This window comes from Psychrobacter sp. PSi21, from assembly GCF_054960615.1.
Genome location: NZ_JBHNYR010000015.1, coordinates 1 through 16,448, shown reverse-complemented (window position 1 = coordinate 16,448; position 16,448 = coordinate 1). Strand labels below are relative to the sequence as shown.

Genomic DNA, 16,448 nt, shown 5'->3' with positions numbered 1-16,448 from the left:
GATGGACATTTGTTGTTACATTAGGGCATCTTTGTCAATGATAGCAGCCATGTCCCTGTATCAACTCAAGTCTTCCTTTCAAAATCAGTTGCGCCCTGTTAGTGACGCACTGGTCAAGCATCACTGCACCGCCAATCAAGTCACCATCAGTGCGGTGCTGCTCAGTCTGGGTACGGCATACGCGATTGCCAAACCTGCTAAAGACAGGCCTGCTGTGTGGCTAAGTCTGCCGCTATCCTTGTTTTTACGCATGGCGCTCAATGCTATTGATGGCATGATGGCGCGCGAGCATGGGCAGGCTTCAAAGCTGGGCGCGGTGCTCAATGAAGCGGGTGATGTTATTGCCGATACGGCACTGATTACCAGTTTGATACCGCATCTTGAGCCAAAAATGGCAAACAATAGCGTATATCTGCCCAGCCATCAGCAGCATATCGCGCGCGTGACTGCGCTGAGCATCAGTACAGAGCTGCTGGCGATGCTCAGTCAAGGCTGCTTTGACAGTCGTGCCAACCAAGGGCCGCTGGGTAAAAGCGATCGCGCGTTTTTATTGGGCAGTGTTGGGACATGGATGGGTGCACCAATGCGTGCTTCAGTAAGTACCTCGATGGGCACTTCAGTAGTCGCTTTGCTAGGCGAGCGCATGGCAACCTTGTTCCCGCGTTTACTGGCACGTGGCGGTGTGTCAGCAGGGTTTATCCTGACCGAAGCGCTTCTGCTCAAAACCTGTTGGAACCGCTTACGGTTTATGGCAGAACTCTATTTGCAGCGCCATCCGCCCAAGCTTCGCCGTGACCAAACGGTGATGATCACTTTACCCATACGCCATACGATCTGTTTGCCCACACAAGATCACCAAGCGGCGAGCCAGCACCGCGTTAACCACCATGCATTGGCCACATCGATGTCTTTATCTGACTTTTATCCTTTGGAAACCCAAAATATGCCAAACCATACTGTATCACCAAGCATTATTGCTGTTCATACCGCCGCATCTAGCGATGATGTGACACCGATTGTAGGCGAGCATTGTTTTAACGCTTATGACGGTACGGCGCTGTATTACCGTTATTGGCTGACCATGCCACTTGCTGAGATCAAAGCGGCCAGTCAAACAAAGCCGCAGCGCCAAGTGATACTGCTGCACCGTGGTCATGAGCATTCAGGACGTCTGGCGGCGCTTGGACAGCAGTTTGCGGCGGCGGGTCATCAAGTGTTTGCTTGGGATGCGCGCGGCAATGGGCGCTCGGGCGGCATCAAAGATCATGCCGAGAGCGTCACTGAGCTTGAGCGCGATTTGGATGATTTTGTACAGCTGGTGATGGCTCAAACGGGTATCGGTATTGCAGACACATTGGTCGTCGCCAGTAGCATTGGTGCCGTGCTGGCTGCTGCATGGGTGCATGACTATGCACCGACGATTCGCGGGATGATACTGGGTACACCAGCGCTACGTATTCGCTTATACATGCCGCTTGCCATTCCAACGCTCAAGGTCGCGCGCGGTCTTGGATTAATGGCGCGTGTGAGCAGTTATGTCAAAGCGCAAGTGCTGACCCATGATAAGGCAGCGCAGCAAGCGTATAACGCCGACCCGTTGATCTCAAATAGTATCTCGACCGACTTGCTGTTAGATACGCACGCCACGGGTCAGCGTCTACTGGACGATGCGGCGGCCATCACTGTGCCGACCTTTGTATTGTGTGCAGGCAAAGATTATGTGGTGGACAAGCAAGCCGAGCGCGATTTTTATGAAGCGCTCACCACGCCGACCAAACGCTGGCAGCTCTACCCTGACAGCTATCATGCGCTGTTTCATGAGACCAATCAGGCCGACGTGATCGATGACTGCATTGCCTTTGCTGAGCAGGTATTTGCGGCGCCGCCGCCCACGACGGACTTGAGCCAAGCGCATATAGACAGCGCCAGTAAGGACAAAGTAGACCGTCTGGCTATCAAACCCTTTAACGCTAACTTTGCCTTGACCCGCTTTGCCATGCAAAAATTTGGCCGCATCAGTACCGCGATTGCCACAGGCCTTGAGCATGGTTTTGATTCGGGCAGCTCACTTGATAAGGTTTATGACAATCAACCCAGTGGCCGCGGTATGGTTGGCCGCGCGGTGGACAAATTTTATTTGAACAATATTGGCTGGCAAGGCATTCGTATTCGCCGCGAGCATTTGATAGAGCTGGCAAGTGCTGCCGTGCTGGATGCACAAGCACGCGCACCATCGCAGCCTGTCAGACTGCTGGATATCGCCAGCGGTCATGGTGCTTATGTGTTTGACTTACTGAGTGAGTTTACCAACTTACATGCTGAGCTGCGCGATTATGAAACCCATAATGTCCAAGCGCTGGCAGAAAAAGCGGCGCGTTTAGACATCAGTGAGCGCGTCGCTGCGGTACAAAAAGATGCGTTTGCCAAGGACAGCTATCTGCAACATTCTGCCCAAAATGAGTTCGATATCGCTATCGCCTCAGGCGTGTTTGAGCTGTTTTCTGACAACAGCTTACTCGATACCGCGCTGGCAGGAATGCATGACAGCCTAAAAGCGGGCGGCTATCTGATTTATACCAATCAGCCGTGGCATCCTGAGCAAGAATTTATCAGCAAAACCTTAAACAACCACCGTGGGAGCAGCTGGGTGATGCGGTGCCGCTCGCAGGCAGAAATGGATCAGCTGGTGACGCGCGCAGGCTTTACCAAGCTTGATATGCGGATTGATCGGTTTGGTATCTTTACCGTGTCGCTGGCCATTAAGCCTGCCATAAACAATGTGAATGAGACAAACGATGCAACCGCAGACCCCGCGCAGGCGACCGAGTAATGACCACGGCACCTTATGAGCGCGTGCAGCTGTTTTCAGGTGGCGGCTCGCGCTTCGGTTACTATTTGGGCAGTTATGCCGCGCTGGTAGAACAGGGTCATGCGCCTGATTTGATTCTGGCCACCTGTGGCGGCAGCTTATCAGCGCTGTTGGTACAAATCGCGCCCGATCCCAAAGACTTACGGCAACTGATGGGCAGCCGTGAGCTGTATGAAGTGATCAGCAATATCACACACGTGACCGCTGATAACCGTAGCCGCCGTATCAAGTGGCGACGTGCCCAGCACGCATTGATGCGTTGGCAAGGTTTACACCGTTTACGCCAGCCGCGTGATGGTTATGCCAAGCTGTTGGACGAGCTGCATCAGCTGGCGATGTTTGAGATTAATAATGAACCGCAATGGCTTGATGCACTCATGGCACGTGCGCCGCAGTTTGCTACTGATAGCGCATCTGTACCCGATATCGCGCTGATTGCCAGCCGTCTTTATCAGGCGAAAGATGCAGAACAACCTGCCGTGCAACTACAAGAAATCCTGTTTGCGCCGCAGCGTTTGTGCTTAGAGGACAAGCTGCCATCATGTGTGTCTGAATTGTCACATGGCCGCGTACATCAGCAGGTGCTGGTGCGCGAGACATGGGACGTTGCCACTGCGGTACGCGCGTCTATGGCAGACATGTATTATCTGCCGCCGATACATATCCAGACGCTGGGGTGGTGTTTGGGCGGGGTGATTAATTTAACCCCCATTGAGCTTGCTTGCCAGTTGGGCGCGACAGTATTTGCCGAAACCAAAGCGGGTTATGATGCTTGGCTTGCCGCGCCTGCCATACGCCGCGTTTTTGGTTTTGATCCCAATGTACGTCTGGCACAGGTGCATGCTTATCAGGCAGATGCGCAGCAACTGCACTGGCTACCGCTGGCCGATAATGCCGCGCAGCTGGCCGAGCACCAAGTACAAAAACGCTTCCATCTCAAAACGGCCAGTGTGCAGTTGATCCATAGTGACTATGAGGGCTTTGTGCAGCAAATGCAGGCGCAGTGGGACTATGGCTACCGCCGTACTGCAGATTATCTCCAGCAGGCTTCAGGGCACTTCTCATGAATAGGGATAAAAAATCAAAGATCAAAACGGACCGACCGACCGAGCAGCCTAGCCATCTGATCGTTATCGGCGGCACCAGTGGTATCGGTTTGGCACTGGCATTAGCCCATCAGCAGCACGGCTGGCAGGTGAGTGTGGTCGGGCACAGCCAGCAGAAGATTGAGACGATTCGTCAGCAGTATCCTGAGATCAACACCTATCGTTGTGACTTAACGGATAGTACCGCAAGGCAGGCATTGTTGACGCGTTTGTCGGACGTACCTTTTTCGCGGCTGATTTACAGCGCAGGCAGTTATTTAAACGAGCGTGTCCATCATTTGGATGCAGGCAGTAGTGACTTGATGTTGGCGATTAATTTGCAAGCGTTCGAGCAGGTTTTTATGTGGGCGAGTGAGCAGCTAAAGGCGCAACCATGTCATCCAACCAAGCCCAGCTTGATTTGCCTCGCCTCCATTGCAGGCATGATTGATTACCCATATGCCAGCTTATACGCCAAAAGCAAGCGCGCTATGATTGCGGCGGCCAATGCTTACCGCTGCGCGCTCCAGCCGCATGGTATTCAGGTGACTTGTGTCGCCTCAGGCTATGTGAACACCCAAGCATTGCGTGATCTCAACCATGGCAATGCCAGTCATAAGCCATTTATCATCAGCGAGTCTCAAGCGACGACACAGATCATGCAAGCGATTGATGATGACATCGCGCTGGCTGTATTTCCTTGGCAAATGCGGCATTTGAGCCGTGTGTTAAACCGCTTACCCAAGCCGCTGCTGCATTGGATGATGCGCAATAAAGACGACCGTTAACATCAGCCATCAGATCAATAGCTATCAGGTCAATAATAATGACATAAAAAAGTGCATCTCATCAGTAAAGCCAATAACCCAAGGTAAATAGCGGCACGCCGATGAGTAGACTGTCAATGCGATCAAGCACGCCGCCATGTCCTGCTAGCATGGTGCCGACGTCCTTAATTTTATGTTGGCGCTTAAAGGCAGATTCCAACAAGTCTCCTGCAATACCACTGATGACCAAGCCATAAGCGATAAAAAAACAGGATGCTGCACTAAAAGGTGTCAGCCAAACTCCAATAAGGGTCGCCAGTGATGCGGCCAATAAACCGCCGAAAAGCGCCCCTTCAATACTCTTGTTAGGACTGATGGTAGGTGCAAGGTTGCGCCGAAACCATTTGTTTTTTAGCCATTTGCCGCATAAAAATTGCGCAATATCATTAAACTGACTGGCAAACAGCACAAAAAGCAGCACCCCATATTCAGTCCGCGCCCATGTCAGCTGCTGCAAACTGATTAGGCTGGCAGTTAGCGTGATTACCGCGACTGTCAGCAGTATATCAAGAGTATGTAAGTGTAACCTTTGCTGCGAATGATGGTCGCCTGTTATCGTTCGTTTGTCCACATCAGCCTCTATAGGCTGTACACCGAGCCGTTGCAGCTTATGCAGTAGATGCGCCTTGCTGCGCGGCCGCCATAGACGGATAATCTCATACAGCGCGCGCAATCCCATCAACAAAAAGAAGCCTGACAACAGCCAGCGGTAAGGATGCTGCTGCAATACAGACCATTTGGCAATCGCGTAACAACTGCATAGCCCTGCCAGCATACACCACCATGAGCGAGCAATCAGATAAATCTTTGGAAGGCGCTGGCGCAACTGAGGGCGGCGCAGTATCAGACAAACTGCACTTACTACAGTCATCAGCATAATGACGAACAGCATATCAGCGCTTAGCATAACAGTGAGGCAACTAAAGAGGGTAAAAGGAAGTAGGGCATAAGTGAGTGATTATGTCAGGGAGCAGGGAGACTGTATCCATTGGTTATCGTCAGTACCGCCGTTTATTTTGCTAACAAGTATTTTGCTAAAAGGCTGATAAACATGAGTGTCTACCAGCCGTTTGAAAACAATCTAAATAGACAAAGCAAAAAACAGATCAAGAGTCGAACTGAGCATCTTGTCTTGACCTTTGTTTCATAGATCTGCTATCGCCAGCGCGGATACTGATGTATAGGTACGGCTTACGGCACATGCGCGGTCAAGGCGTAAGGCAGTGGGCCTCACCGACGGCAGCGTCTGCGGGGCAATGATGCTCACTTGCGCCAACGCGCTCATGTCCGGATAGTCGGCTCTGGCATGACCGCCGCGACTCTCACAGCGCTGATAGGCAGCATAGATAATCAACGTGGCCAACTGTAATTGGCGCTGCAAACGTAAATAAACCAGCGGCGATAGTGTAACACAATGATCGACAATTTTTTGCCTGATTGATAAGACCGTTTCGCTGTCAGACGGTGCGGTTTGCAGTTCGCGTTGCCATGTTTGCACTTGTGCCAGCGCTTGTAGCAGTTTATCCCCGTGCCTGACGATACCGATATGCTCACTCATCAAGGTTTTTAAGCGCATAGTGATGCTATCTGGATCGACAGGCTTGCTCAATGAGTTTGGAGAAACTGGGTTTTGACCACATGATGCCCATGCGCTCATTGGTAAGCTGACCTGTTTGGTATCTGGTAAATAAGGGGTTTGCCACATATTGATTGCACTATCATCACCTGCGGCCGCGCAAGTGACATAGTGCGGTAAGTGCTTGGCGATATTGCGCCCAACGACCACGCACTCAAGTAATGAGTTACTCGCCAAGCGGTTCGCGCCATGTAGGCCCGTGTAAGCGACTTCACCCGCTGCGTACAAGCCTGCCACGTCAGTCAGCCCTTCTGCATCGGTGACCACGCCGCCGCAGCTATAATGCGCGGTCGGTGCGACAGGTATGGGCTCAATAGTGATGTCGATGCCCAACTCCAGTAGCGTTTGATAAATCTGCGGAAAATGCCCTTTGATAAAATCACTGGACAAGTGGCTGACGTCCAGATGCACATAACCTAGCCCATTATGCTCAATTTGCTCAGCGATGGCGCGTGCCACGATATCACGCGGGGCCAGCTCCGCACGGTCATCGACTGCTAGCATAAAGCGCTTGCCCGTTTTGGGGCAGTACAGATAACCACCTTCCCCGCGCAGGGCTTCGGAAATCAAAAACTGACTGCTACCCAGCGCCAGTCCTGTCGGGTGAAACTGGACAAACTCCAAATTGGCCAAGCGGCAACCTGCTTGCCACGCCATCATTACCCCATCACCCACGCACACATCAGGCGCGCTGGCACGTGCAAACAGTTGTCCAAGGCCACCACTGGCCAAGACCACCGCGCGACTATGAATGGTCAGTTGCCGTGCTCTATGACGATCAAACACCACCGCACCATAGCACTGCGCCGCTGCTTTGGTGTCTGATTCATTGGCCGCGATGTTATTAGCAGTTTGGTGGGTTAACAAACTCAAAGCTTCATGAAAGGGTAAAATGGTGAGATTATGCGCTGTTTGTGCTTTTTTGATCAGCGTATGCATGATGTGCCGACCCGTTGCGTCATCCGCATGCGCCACGCGGCGACAGCCATGCCCACCTTCCTTGGTCAAATGTAGCTCAGTCGTCATTACTGAAGCTACTTGTAGCGTGGCTTGAGTGACGGCAGTCATTGGCGTAAAGCGCTGATCAGCCAGTGCGGTTTTGGTAAATGGCACCCCTTGCGCGCACAGCCACTGCACCGCATGTTGGCCTGCGCCCAATATGCGTGCGGTATTGTCCTCTGCACACAGTCCTGCACCTGCTATCAGCGTATCAGCCACGTGCGCCTGCACGGTGTCGTGGGCATCTAGGCTTGCCGCAATACCCCCTTGCGCATAATGGCTTGAGCAGACCGCCAGCGCGTCTTTACTGATGATGGTTACCCGCAGTGATGTCGGTAGTGCCAGTGCGGTGCTCAGCCCTGCCAAGCCCGCACCAATGATCAGCACATCGGTATCAAGCGTGTCATCAACATACTGGACGGTGTTCATTTTAGGCGGCTCCAACGTTGGCAAATAAGGGGCGGTCCTTGACGATATCGCCACTGGCCGTCACGCGTTGCTGCTGCGTCTGGGCAAAATCAAGCATTCGTTGTAGCGGTTTTTTGGCGGCGGCCGCCAACTCAGGCGTGAGTAAAATTTCACCAGTCTGCTCGCTCAGACAGCGCTCAATACCCTTCAGGCCATTCATCGCCATCCACGGACAAAAGGCGCAGCTTTTGCAGCTGGCACTTTCACCAGCAGTCGGCGCGGCCAAAAACTGCTTATGCGGCGAGCGTTTTTGCATCTCGTGCAAGATACCAAGATCAGTGGCGACAATAAACGTATCGGCATCCATCTCATAAGTGGCTTTGAGCAGTTTGCTGGTTGAACCGACCACATCAGCAAGCGCTACCACGCTGGCAGGAGACTCAGGGTGTACCAAAACTTTGGCATTGGGATAATCCGCTTTGAGTTGCTCAAGCTCAGTGGCTTTAAACTCATTATGTACCAAGCAAGAGCCTTGCCATAGCAGCATATCTGCCCCTGTTTCGCGCGCAATATAGTTGCCCAAATGGCGATCAGGGCCCCAAATAATGGGCTCACCTTGTTCATGTAGATGGCGGATAATATCGATACCCACTGAAGACGTGACCACCCAGTCGGCGCGTGCTTTGACTGCCGCGCTGGTATTGGCATAAACCACCACGGTACGCTCAGGATGTGCGTCACAAAAAGCGGTAAATTCGTCGGCAGGACAACCCAAGTCCAGCGAGCACTCTGCCTCTAAGTCTGGCATCAACACCGTTTTTTCCATACTTAGGATTTTGGCTGACTCGCCCATAAAGCGTACGCCAGCGACGACGAGTGTTTGGGCGCTATGGGCTTGGCCAAAGCGCGCCATCTCAAGGGAGTCGCCAACGCAGCCGCCAGTCGCGAGGGCCAGCTCCTGAATAAATGGGTCGACATAATAATGCGCGACCAGCACGGCATTGTGTGCTTTGAGCAAGCGTTTGATATTGTCCTCTACCAACAGTCGCTCCGAGCGGGGCAGGTCGACAGGGATTCTTGCCTTAGCATATTCGATGTTCAATTTGGTGGCACAGCGGCTATCTGCACTAAGCGTGGGTGCATCATAAGGAAAGGTGGTCATGGCATATCTCCAGTGTGGGCACGGCCAATAAGGTGTATTAGACAAAAAATGATTAGATGTTTTAATTATGCTCATTTTGAGCATAAAAACAAGGAGTTTTTTATAAATAAGTCAAAAAAACCTACTTTTTTGAGGTGGTTTGTGCTTGATTCTGATGGTTATTTATCAGGAACGGGCAGAAGTCACCAGTGGATTCACGTTATACTGATGGTCATTGCCCGCTTATTTGACGTGGTGATGATAGATACCAATAAAAAAGGTGATTAAAAAATATTATGACATTGTCTTATTCGCATGCGCATCAAGAGGGCAGTGGCACGACCGAAGTGGTCGCCGTGCTGATTGCCATTACCAATCATACCGCGCGCGTCCTTACCGTTGATCAAGGCAAACTGTTACCTAACGGGCCTCTCATGCCGCTGCACCGATCGCTACAGGCAGGTGTACGTCAGTGGGTTGAGGAACAAACTCAGCAGCCGCTTGGCTATCTAGAGCAGTTATATACCTTTGTTGACACCAACCGGCGCAACGTCGATGGTCATGCGCTGGTGTATGTCAGCTATCTGGGTTTGGTACAAGAAACCCACACCGAAAACCTGCAAAGCCAAGCCCTGTGGCGCGATTGGTATGATTATTTTCCGTGGGAAAATCATTTGGCAGGCATGCCTGAGATGATTGCTAAGCTGATTGTGCCAGAGCTGTGGGCGTGGGCAGCGCAAGCTGAAGATGAGACGGTCAGTCAGCGGCGACGACAGCGCATTCGTTTGTGTTGGGGGATGGACGGACAAGGGGAGACGCTGCAAACGGTGACAGATAGCCAGTTTCACCGCACTGCGCAAGCGGATACGTCAGATCAGAAAGCAGGGTATGATTGGGTGGCTGAGCATGTGCTGCTGCGTTATGAGATGCTGTATGAGGCAGGGTTGATACCGGAAGCGCCAAATTATCAGCCCAGCAAGCTGCCTGCTGATTGGTGGCAGATCATTGGGGTACCCATGTATTATGATCATCGCCGCGTGATCGCTACAGCCATCTCTAGATTGCGTGCCAAGATTGAATATCAGCCACTGATTTTTAATTTGATGCCGGAGGTTTTTACCTTATCGCAGCTACAACAAAGCGTAGAAGGACTATCAGGCGTACCACTGCACAAACAAAACTTCCGCCGCCTGTTAGACGCGCAAAACTTGGTCATGCCGACAGGTGAAAGCAGTAGCGCTCAGCGTGGCCGACCCGCCAAATTATATCGTTTTCGCCACGATATTGAGCTGCAAAGCTTATTGATGGACAGCAAATTGCCCAAACGCAAATAAGCGTGCGATAGCACCTAAAGTGGGTCAGGTGTGTAACGGTTTACCCGCTATATTGTAGGCATCATCAGATAAATACCGATCACACCTTGCCAGCACGAATGGTTTGCGCTATATTTATGCTCAATTTGAGTTTAAATGGTCATAAGAGTAGATATCTACCTTGGGGCCAGTAACCACTTTTGTGATGATAAGGGGTAACCATGACCAATCAACGACAGCCAGCGCTTGATGATGTGCTACTAAAGCCTGTAGTCGAAGCGGCGCTAGCAGAGGATTTGGGTCGGCGCGGCGATGTCACCTCACAGGCGACCATTCCTGCTGACATACAGGCGCAGCTTCAAATCAGAGCGCGGCAAGCAGGCGTGATCTGCGGACTGGATCTGGCACGTTTGGCCTTTGCGCTGATTGATCCGAAGATTACGTTCAGTGCTCAAGTGGCTGATGGCGATACGGTCGAGGCAGGGGCGGTGCTCGCCACAGTGCAGGGCAATGCGCGTCATTTATTGACCGCTGAGCGTACGGCGCTAAACTTTATGACCCACTTGAGTGGTATCGCGACTGCAACGCGACAGATTGTCGATAGCGTGGCGGCGTATCCTGCCAGCATTACTTGCACCCGCAAAACCATACCCGGCCTGCGTATTGTACAAAAATATGCGGTACGCTGCGGCGGCGGGCGCAATCATCGTTTGGGACTGGATGATGCCATTTTAATCAAAGACAATCATATTGCCATTGCAGGTGATATCAGTACCGCCATTCGTCAAGCGCAAGATTATGCTGGTCACTTGATTCCGATTGAGGTTGAAGTTGATACCTTAGAGCAGCTGGCGCAGGCACTGGATGCAGGAGCAAACCTAGTGCTGCTTGATAACATGAATCCTGAAACGCTCACGAAAGCGGTAAGCCTATGCCAAGGTCGCGCAAAAACGGAGGCCTCAGGTGGCATCACGCCAGAAACGGTGATTGACGTGGCAAAAACAGGGGTCGATTTCATTGCTATGGGCTATTTGACACACAGTACCACCGCTTTAGATATTGGCCTTGATTTTAATGCTTAACATGGCATTTTTATGAAAATAAACACTGTCATAAATAGGTCATAGCGGTGTGTGACGATGCGCCGCTGCAGTGTTGATGACAGGTTGTATTAAAGTCGCGGAATGATTGATAAAACGAGCAAAGTTAATCATTTAATCCGTTCATATGCCTATGCTACAATGCGCGTGTTAGATACCTGTGGGTCATGGATGCTGTTGGCATAATGATCTGATTTTATTGCCGATAGACAGACAAGTGAGCCTTCAGTGGATACTGAAATTATCAAAATCATCTTAGCCTTTGTGGTGCTGATCAATCCCTTTAGCGCCTTGACGCTATTTTTGGATTTGACCCGTGGCTATTCGATGCATGATCGGCGCAAGGTTGCGCGCGTGGCGTGCTTAACTATTTTTATTACCATCAGTTTCTTTACGGTTGCTGGTGAGCAACTGCTCAAGATTTTGGGCATCTCCATTGGCTCGTTCCAAATGGCGGGTGGTATTCTGGTTTTTCTTATCTCCATCAATATGATGAACGGTGAGGGTAACCCTGTAAAGCCTGATCAAGACAACTTTGATATCGATTATGTCAAAGGCGCACCACCAACCACCGCTTCTGCCGTTGTGCCACTGGCTATCCCCATGATGATTGGTCCTGGTGGTATCTCTACGGTGATTATTTATTCTTCACAGATTTCAGGCATACTGCGCTTATCAGCTGTCATCATAGCGGGTCTACTCATCAGTATTTTTTGTTATCTGGCATTGATGGCCGCAGGCCGTATCAGCCGTTTGCTGGGTGACACCGGTCTGAACATCATGAGCCGTATCATGGGCATGCTACTGGCTGCGGTTTCTATTGAGATCATCGTCAGTGGTTTGCGTACCCTGTTCCCTGCTTTGATATAAAGTAGGGCTGTTATCAGCCGCTATGATACAAATGCCATGCCAGATACAGCATTAATATGCCCACTAACGCATCTAAGATGTTCCAAGCTTTTGGTGCGGCAAACAAGGGTTTGAGTAGGCGTGCGCCATATCCTAGCGCAAAAAAGAACACAAACGACGCCGTCACTGCACCCGCTGCAAAGACCATCTTACTGCTTGCCCCGGTTGAAACCATCCCCACCAATACTAGTGTGTCCAAATATACATGCGGGTTGAGCCATGTAAAACCAAAGCATAACAGCAGCGCCTTTTTTAGGCTGGTCACCACTTGGCCTTCTGCGGTCAGTGCATGAGAGGTTCGCAAGCTGGCATACAAGCTCTGTAAGCCATACACCAGCAAAAATAAAGCACCTGCAATTTTGGCAATATCCACGATATGCGGATAACGCGCGGTGACTGCGCCAAAGCCAGCGACGCCAGCCGATATCAGTATCGCGTCACTGAGCGCGCAAAACAGGCAGATAAAAAAGATATGCTCACGCCTGAGACCCTGCTTGAGTACAAACGCATTTTGTGAGCCGATGGCAAAAATAAGTGATAGTCCCAGCAAAAAACCTGAGATGTAATCGGAAGTATTCATAATGATATTAAAACGCGTAAAGGTAATGACCAACAACTGATAAAAAGTTATAAACAATCAATGTTGGTAAAGCGGGCATTGGTGCTGTGTGTTAGAACGTTATATCTGTTGCCCGATGGACACGCACAAATTTAGGTTATGTGCTTGAACATACAGGTTCCGCACTTCGATTCGATTGATTCTGTAGCGTATGATATTTTTGTTCTTGAGCGCCCAGATGCTAAACTAAGCTATAGTGCAACGCTTATTGTACAAGCGTATGTTCATTTTAACACAATGAATGACGCGCAAATTAACTTACTTGAACAAAGTACAATTGCAGGGCCGCCTAGTGGCTAAGGTTTATATACACGTGAGTCGATTAGAGCTGCAATTGCTGAATTTATAGCGCTCGGTAAACAAGGCCTTAGAGAAAATTTATTCGCTTTTTATAAGAAATCGTACCAGTTGCTGAGCTGGTGGCGTCAACTCATATATTCATCCAGATGATTCGCCGTTTTCATTATTTGGTCTGCTGAGAGTTGTGTCCACAGCCCAAGACATCCGTAAAATACTTTCCGCTGTTGAAGATCCAGTAAATGGGATGATGCTTTATGAAGAGTCGTTTAAAAGTTTTGTGAAATCTGTACTTGTCATGCTTATCAATAACGTGAATACTAAACACTAACTTGGCTAAATCGATTCCAACAGCTTTAATTACAGACATATGGCCTCCTTGTATTTGAAGCTTATAGGGCATGTCTTCAATTCAATCGATGGTCATCTAAATGGGCTAAATTTTGCCAAACCGCGCCAAATAGCTGGTTAATATCTCGATATTATCGACACTATTTTCCTTGTTCGACGGCAATTTATCTCATTTTTGTTACCATTTTTAAAATGAAGACAAGCCCTAATCAACGTCACTATGGCATATCGGTAAAAATATGCTGAGTGGAGAGTCCATATCATTCGTTATGTTTACAGGGAGGGTTCGGTGATTCTGTTTAATTCTGATATTGTTGACATTTTACAAAAGGCTCTCAGTAAGCAATACCTAGATTCAATTTTATTGTCTTCTTTCGGAATTGGGTTTAAATTCTGCGATGTCAATATTCATTGTAATGAGCGCGTTATTGCTCGTATCAATGGAAATATCTATGAATGGGATGACTCACCAAATAGTGCCCCATGGGGAAACTTGGTCAGGCAACAATTCTCAAGTGTTTGTTTATCCTCTCTGAGTTTGCTTAGAATCACTCTGCAATCTGGCGACTATATTGAAATTAAAACTGTAGAAAACCAATATGAATCGGTCGTTATTAATTTTCCATCTAAAGGTAAAGAAATAAGAATGGAAACGTTTTAGTAAATGTAAACACAACAAGCTGTTTAACAAGGACAAAATACAGTTGGCTTTTGCTCCTTTGCCACTTATTTTAGCCAATAATTATTTGCCCTAGGGCTACATGGACTCCCCGTTATCAAGCAATAGCACTTCTGACAACAAGAAGATCTGACAGCATTTCTACATTCGGCATTTATTAGCTTTGTTACGCTATCGCCCAGTAATGCGTGCCAGAGCAAGCTTCCATACCAATAATACACGGTGGTAATTTAGCTATTTCAACTAATAGGTTGTTTTGTTTAACAGTTTTGCGAAATTTGTACTTGTCATGCTCATCAATAGCGTGAATACTAAACGCTAACTTGGCTAAATCAATGCCAACAGCTTTAATTACAGACATATGGACTCCTCATATTTGAAGCTTATAATCAACGTCACTATGGCGCATTGGTAAAAACGTGCTGAGTGGAGAGTCCATATCATTCGTTATGGCGCAGGGACAGAATCGGCTGAGGGAGTAATATGAGCAAGAAAGTAAAAGTAGCCTTGAACTGGCTCAAAGGTCTTTTGGAATCAGAGAATATCGAGTATCAAATAGTCGGTGGCTTGGCGGCTACAATTCATGGTGGCAATCGTGAAGTTGCAGATATCGATCTCTATATCGAAAATTCTGATGCAAACAAAATATTAGATCTCGTTTCGCAGTACGTTTCTAAACCACTAACTCATTACTCGGAATATGGCTGGGACTTAGAGTATTTTCAGCTAATCTACCGAGACCAAAAAATTGAAATAGGCTTGGCTCAACATACCAAGATCCAGTCTTCAGTGGATGGTTCGTGGCATCGACTTGAAATCGACTTTTCAAACTCAGTCACTAAAACCTACCAAGGCATTGAATTACAAGTTATTCCTGTTAATACGTTAGTAGAATATAAGCGAATATTAGGTAGGGAAGTAGACCTAATTGACGTTCAGCAGTTAACTTCAAGTTCAGCGCCATAACAAGGCATTTAAGAGTGATTCGCAACGCTTGACGTTTTCGCTTCGCTCAAAGTATAGGCAAGCGCCGCTCACACCTTAATGCGGCGTTATACGGAGAAGTTGAGATTGAAGAACGTTGAAGCTATTTTAGTTAATTCCTTTACTGTGAATGGAACGGGTGGAAACCCTGCCGGTGTTGTACTTGACGCTGATAATTTGTCGAACGATTAAAAATTACAAATAGCGCAAGTTGTTGGTTATTCGGAAACTGCCTTTGTATCTCGGGATAATGAAGCTGATTTTGAGGTGTCCTTTTTTACCGTATCAGGTGAAGTTGATTTCTGTGGACACGCTACATTAGCTGCATTTTCAACAATGTATCAAGACGGAATTATAAGTGAAGGTAAATACGTTCAAAGGACTAAAGCAGGCTTACTCGTTGTAACCATAGAGACAAATGGTCTTGTAGTCATGGATCAGAAGCTACCAGAATACGGAGCACAGTTTAGTTATGAACTTATATCGGATTTAGTCGGGCTAGACTCGAAGGTCCTGGAGTCTACACGGTTGCCGATTGAGGTTGTTTCAACAGGTTTACCCGATATTATTGTTTCAGTCTCGCATGGGCATCTCGATAAAATTCAAGTGAATGAAAATCTAACCATCAATTTCTGTAAAAGGCATGAAGTAATTGGTATTCATGCTTTTGAGTTATGTGAAAAAACAAGCATGCTTACAGCAAACTGTCGTAACTTCGCTCCACTGTTTGGTATATCCGAGGAATCAGCGACGGGCAGTGCGTGTGATGCATTAGCGTGTTACCTAACAAAACATCTTCCTACTACAAGTTCGAATAGTTTTGTTTTCGAACAAGGTCGGGCAATGAAGTGTATATCAAAGATTACCGCGTCTGCAGATTCAAACGAGCAGGGTATTACTCAGGTTAGAGTTGGTGGCTTTGCTCATAAAGTCGGGCGGCGAGAAATCTCCGTATAACAATCAATTTAAGAGGGATTCCCAACGCTTGGCATTTTTACTTCTACTTCAATTTTAGTGGTTACGGTACAATGCTTTAGGTCGAGTAGTAGCGTTGCTCACCCCTTAAGCGGGCTACATGAAATCCCCTTTGTCAAGCAATAGCAATTCTGACAACAAGAAGATCTGACAGTAGCTCTACATTCGGCGTTTATTAGCTTTGTTACGCCATCGCTCTGATGATTTGCGCTTGAGCAATGCCTCATTTGTTAAATATAATAGGGCGTGTCTTCAA

General features: G+C 48.7%; 13 protein-coding genes and 4 pseudogenes. 11 read left to right on the top strand and 6 right to left on the bottom strand.

Annotated elements, in window-relative coordinates; translation table 11 throughout:
* Nucleotides 1–49: 49 nt before the first annotated feature.
* The 3 genes from ACFI32_RS10875 to ACFI32_RS10865 are packed head-to-tail and all read left to right on the top strand — an operon-like array spanning nt 50 to nt 4,742.
* Nucleotides 50–2,830, top strand: a complete 2,781-nt coding sequence (locus tag ACFI32_RS10875) for an alpha/beta fold hydrolase (RefSeq protein ID WP_462626611.1) — start codon at nt 50–52, stop codon at nt 2,828–2,830.
* On the top strand, nt 2,830–3,936 hold the full coding sequence (locus ACFI32_RS10870; RefSeq protein WP_462626610.1) for a patatin-like phospholipase family protein: 1,107 nt from the start codon (nt 2,830–2,832) through the stop codon (nt 3,934–3,936). The genes ACFI32_RS10875 and ACFI32_RS10870 overlap by 1 nt, the downstream gene beginning before the upstream one ends.
* Nucleotides 3,933–4,742 carry an SDR family NAD(P)-dependent oxidoreductase gene (locus tag ACFI32_RS10865; RefSeq protein ID WP_462626609.1) on the top strand — a complete coding sequence of 270 codons (810 nt, stop codon included), beginning with the start codon at nt 3,933–3,935 and terminating at the stop codon, nt 4,740–4,742. Before ACFI32_RS10870 ends, ACFI32_RS10865 begins: the two co-directional genes overlap by 4 nt.
* Nucleotides 4,743–4,803: 61 nt before the next feature.
* Here ACFI32_RS10865 and ACFI32_RS10860 read toward each other — a convergent pair.
* The 3 genes and pseudogenes from ACFI32_RS10860 to nadA all read right to left on the bottom strand — a co-directional run.
* Nucleotides 4,804–5,697 (bottom strand): annotated as a pseudogene (locus ACFI32_RS10860) (phosphatidate cytidylyltransferase); the annotation flags it as partial.
* A 228-nt stretch (nt 5,698–5,925) separates the two neighbouring features.
* Nucleotides 5,926–7,845: an L-aspartate oxidase gene (nadB, locus tag ACFI32_RS10855; RefSeq protein ID WP_462626608.1), complete on the bottom strand. Its 1,920-nt coding sequence runs from the start codon at nt 7,843–7,845 to the stop codon at nt 5,926–5,928.
* Nucleotide 7,846: 1 nt separating this feature from the next.
* Nucleotides 7,847–8,986: a quinolinate synthase NadA gene (gene nadA, locus ACFI32_RS10850; protein ID WP_462626607.1), complete on the bottom strand. Its 1,140-nt coding sequence runs from the start codon at nt 8,984–8,986 to the stop codon at nt 7,847–7,849.
* Nucleotides 8,987–9,127: 141 nt separating this feature from the next.
* Between nadA and ACFI32_RS10845 the strand changes: the two genes are divergently transcribed.
* The 4 genes from ACFI32_RS10845 to ACFI32_RS10830 all read left to right on the top strand — a co-directional run bounded on the left by ACFI32_RS10845 (nt 9,128) and on the right by ACFI32_RS10830 (nt 12,248).
* Nucleotides 9,128–9,253 carry a hypothetical protein gene (locus ACFI32_RS10845; RefSeq protein WP_462626606.1) on the top strand — a complete coding sequence of 42 codons (126 nt, stop codon included), beginning with the start codon at nt 9,128–9,130 and terminating at the stop codon, nt 9,251–9,253.
* An 8-nt stretch (nt 9,254–9,261) separates the two neighbouring features.
* Nucleotides 9,262–10,299 carry an NUDIX hydrolase gene (locus ACFI32_RS10840; RefSeq protein WP_462626605.1) on the top strand — a complete coding sequence of 346 codons (1,038 nt, stop codon included), beginning with the start codon at nt 9,262–9,264 and terminating at the stop codon, nt 10,297–10,299.
* Between the two features lie 200 nt (nt 10,300–10,499).
* Nucleotides 10,500–11,360, top strand: a complete 861-nt coding sequence (nadC, locus tag ACFI32_RS10835; RefSeq protein ID WP_462626604.1) for a carboxylating nicotinate-nucleotide diphosphorylase — start codon at nt 10,500–10,502, stop codon at nt 11,358–11,360.
* A gap of 246 nt (nt 11,361–11,606) precedes the next feature.
* Nucleotides 11,607–12,248, top strand: a complete 642-nt coding sequence (locus ACFI32_RS10830) for a MarC family protein (RefSeq protein WP_462626603.1) — start codon at nt 11,607–11,609, stop codon at nt 12,246–12,248.
* 13 nt (nt 12,249–12,261) lie between these two features.
* On the opposite strand, the gene ACFI32_RS10825 is transcribed toward ACFI32_RS10830, so the two are convergent.
* Nucleotides 12,262–12,867 carry a LysE/ArgO family amino acid transporter gene (locus tag ACFI32_RS10825; protein WP_462626602.1) on the bottom strand — a complete coding sequence of 202 codons (606 nt, stop codon included), beginning with the start codon at nt 12,865–12,867 and terminating at the stop codon, nt 12,262–12,264.
* Between the two features lie 475 nt (nt 12,868–13,342).
* Between ACFI32_RS10825 and ACFI32_RS10820 the strand changes: the two are divergent.
* Nucleotides 13,343–13,450, top strand: a pseudogene (locus ACFI32_RS10820) (mannonate dehydratase); the annotation flags it as partial.
* Nucleotides 13,451–13,468: 18 nt separating this feature from the next.
* On the opposite strand, the pseudogene ACFI32_RS10815 reads toward ACFI32_RS10820, so the two are convergent.
* Nucleotides 13,469–13,573 (bottom strand): annotated as a pseudogene (locus ACFI32_RS10815) (IS110 family transposase); the annotation flags it as partial.
* 270 nt (nt 13,574–13,843) lie between these two features.
* Here ACFI32_RS10815 and ACFI32_RS10810 point away from each other — a divergent pair.
* Nucleotides 13,844–14,215, top strand: coding sequence for a hypothetical protein (locus ACFI32_RS10810; protein ID WP_462626601.1), 372 nt, complete (start codon nt 13,844–13,846; stop codon nt 14,213–14,215).
* A gap of 193 nt (nt 14,216–14,408) precedes the next feature.
* Here the strand turns inward: ACFI32_RS10810 and ACFI32_RS10805 are convergent.
* Nucleotides 14,409–14,594 (bottom strand): annotated as a pseudogene (locus ACFI32_RS10805) (IS110 family transposase); the annotation flags it as partial.
* A gap of 122 nt (nt 14,595–14,716) precedes the next feature.
* Between ACFI32_RS10805 and ACFI32_RS10800 the strand changes: the two are divergent.
* Together ACFI32_RS10800 and ACFI32_RS10795 are read left to right on the top strand one after the other, a co-directional pair.
* Nucleotides 14,717–15,199, top strand: a complete 483-nt coding sequence (locus ACFI32_RS10800; RefSeq protein ID WP_462626600.1) for a nucleotidyltransferase domain-containing protein — start codon at nt 14,717–14,719, stop codon at nt 15,197–15,199.
* Between the two features lie 219 nt (nt 15,200–15,418).
* Nucleotides 15,419–16,174, top strand: coding sequence for a PhzF family phenazine biosynthesis protein (locus ACFI32_RS10795; RefSeq protein WP_462626662.1), 756 nt, complete (start codon nt 15,419–15,421; stop codon nt 16,172–16,174).
* The last annotated feature ends 274 nt before the right edge of the window (nt 16,175–16,448 follow it).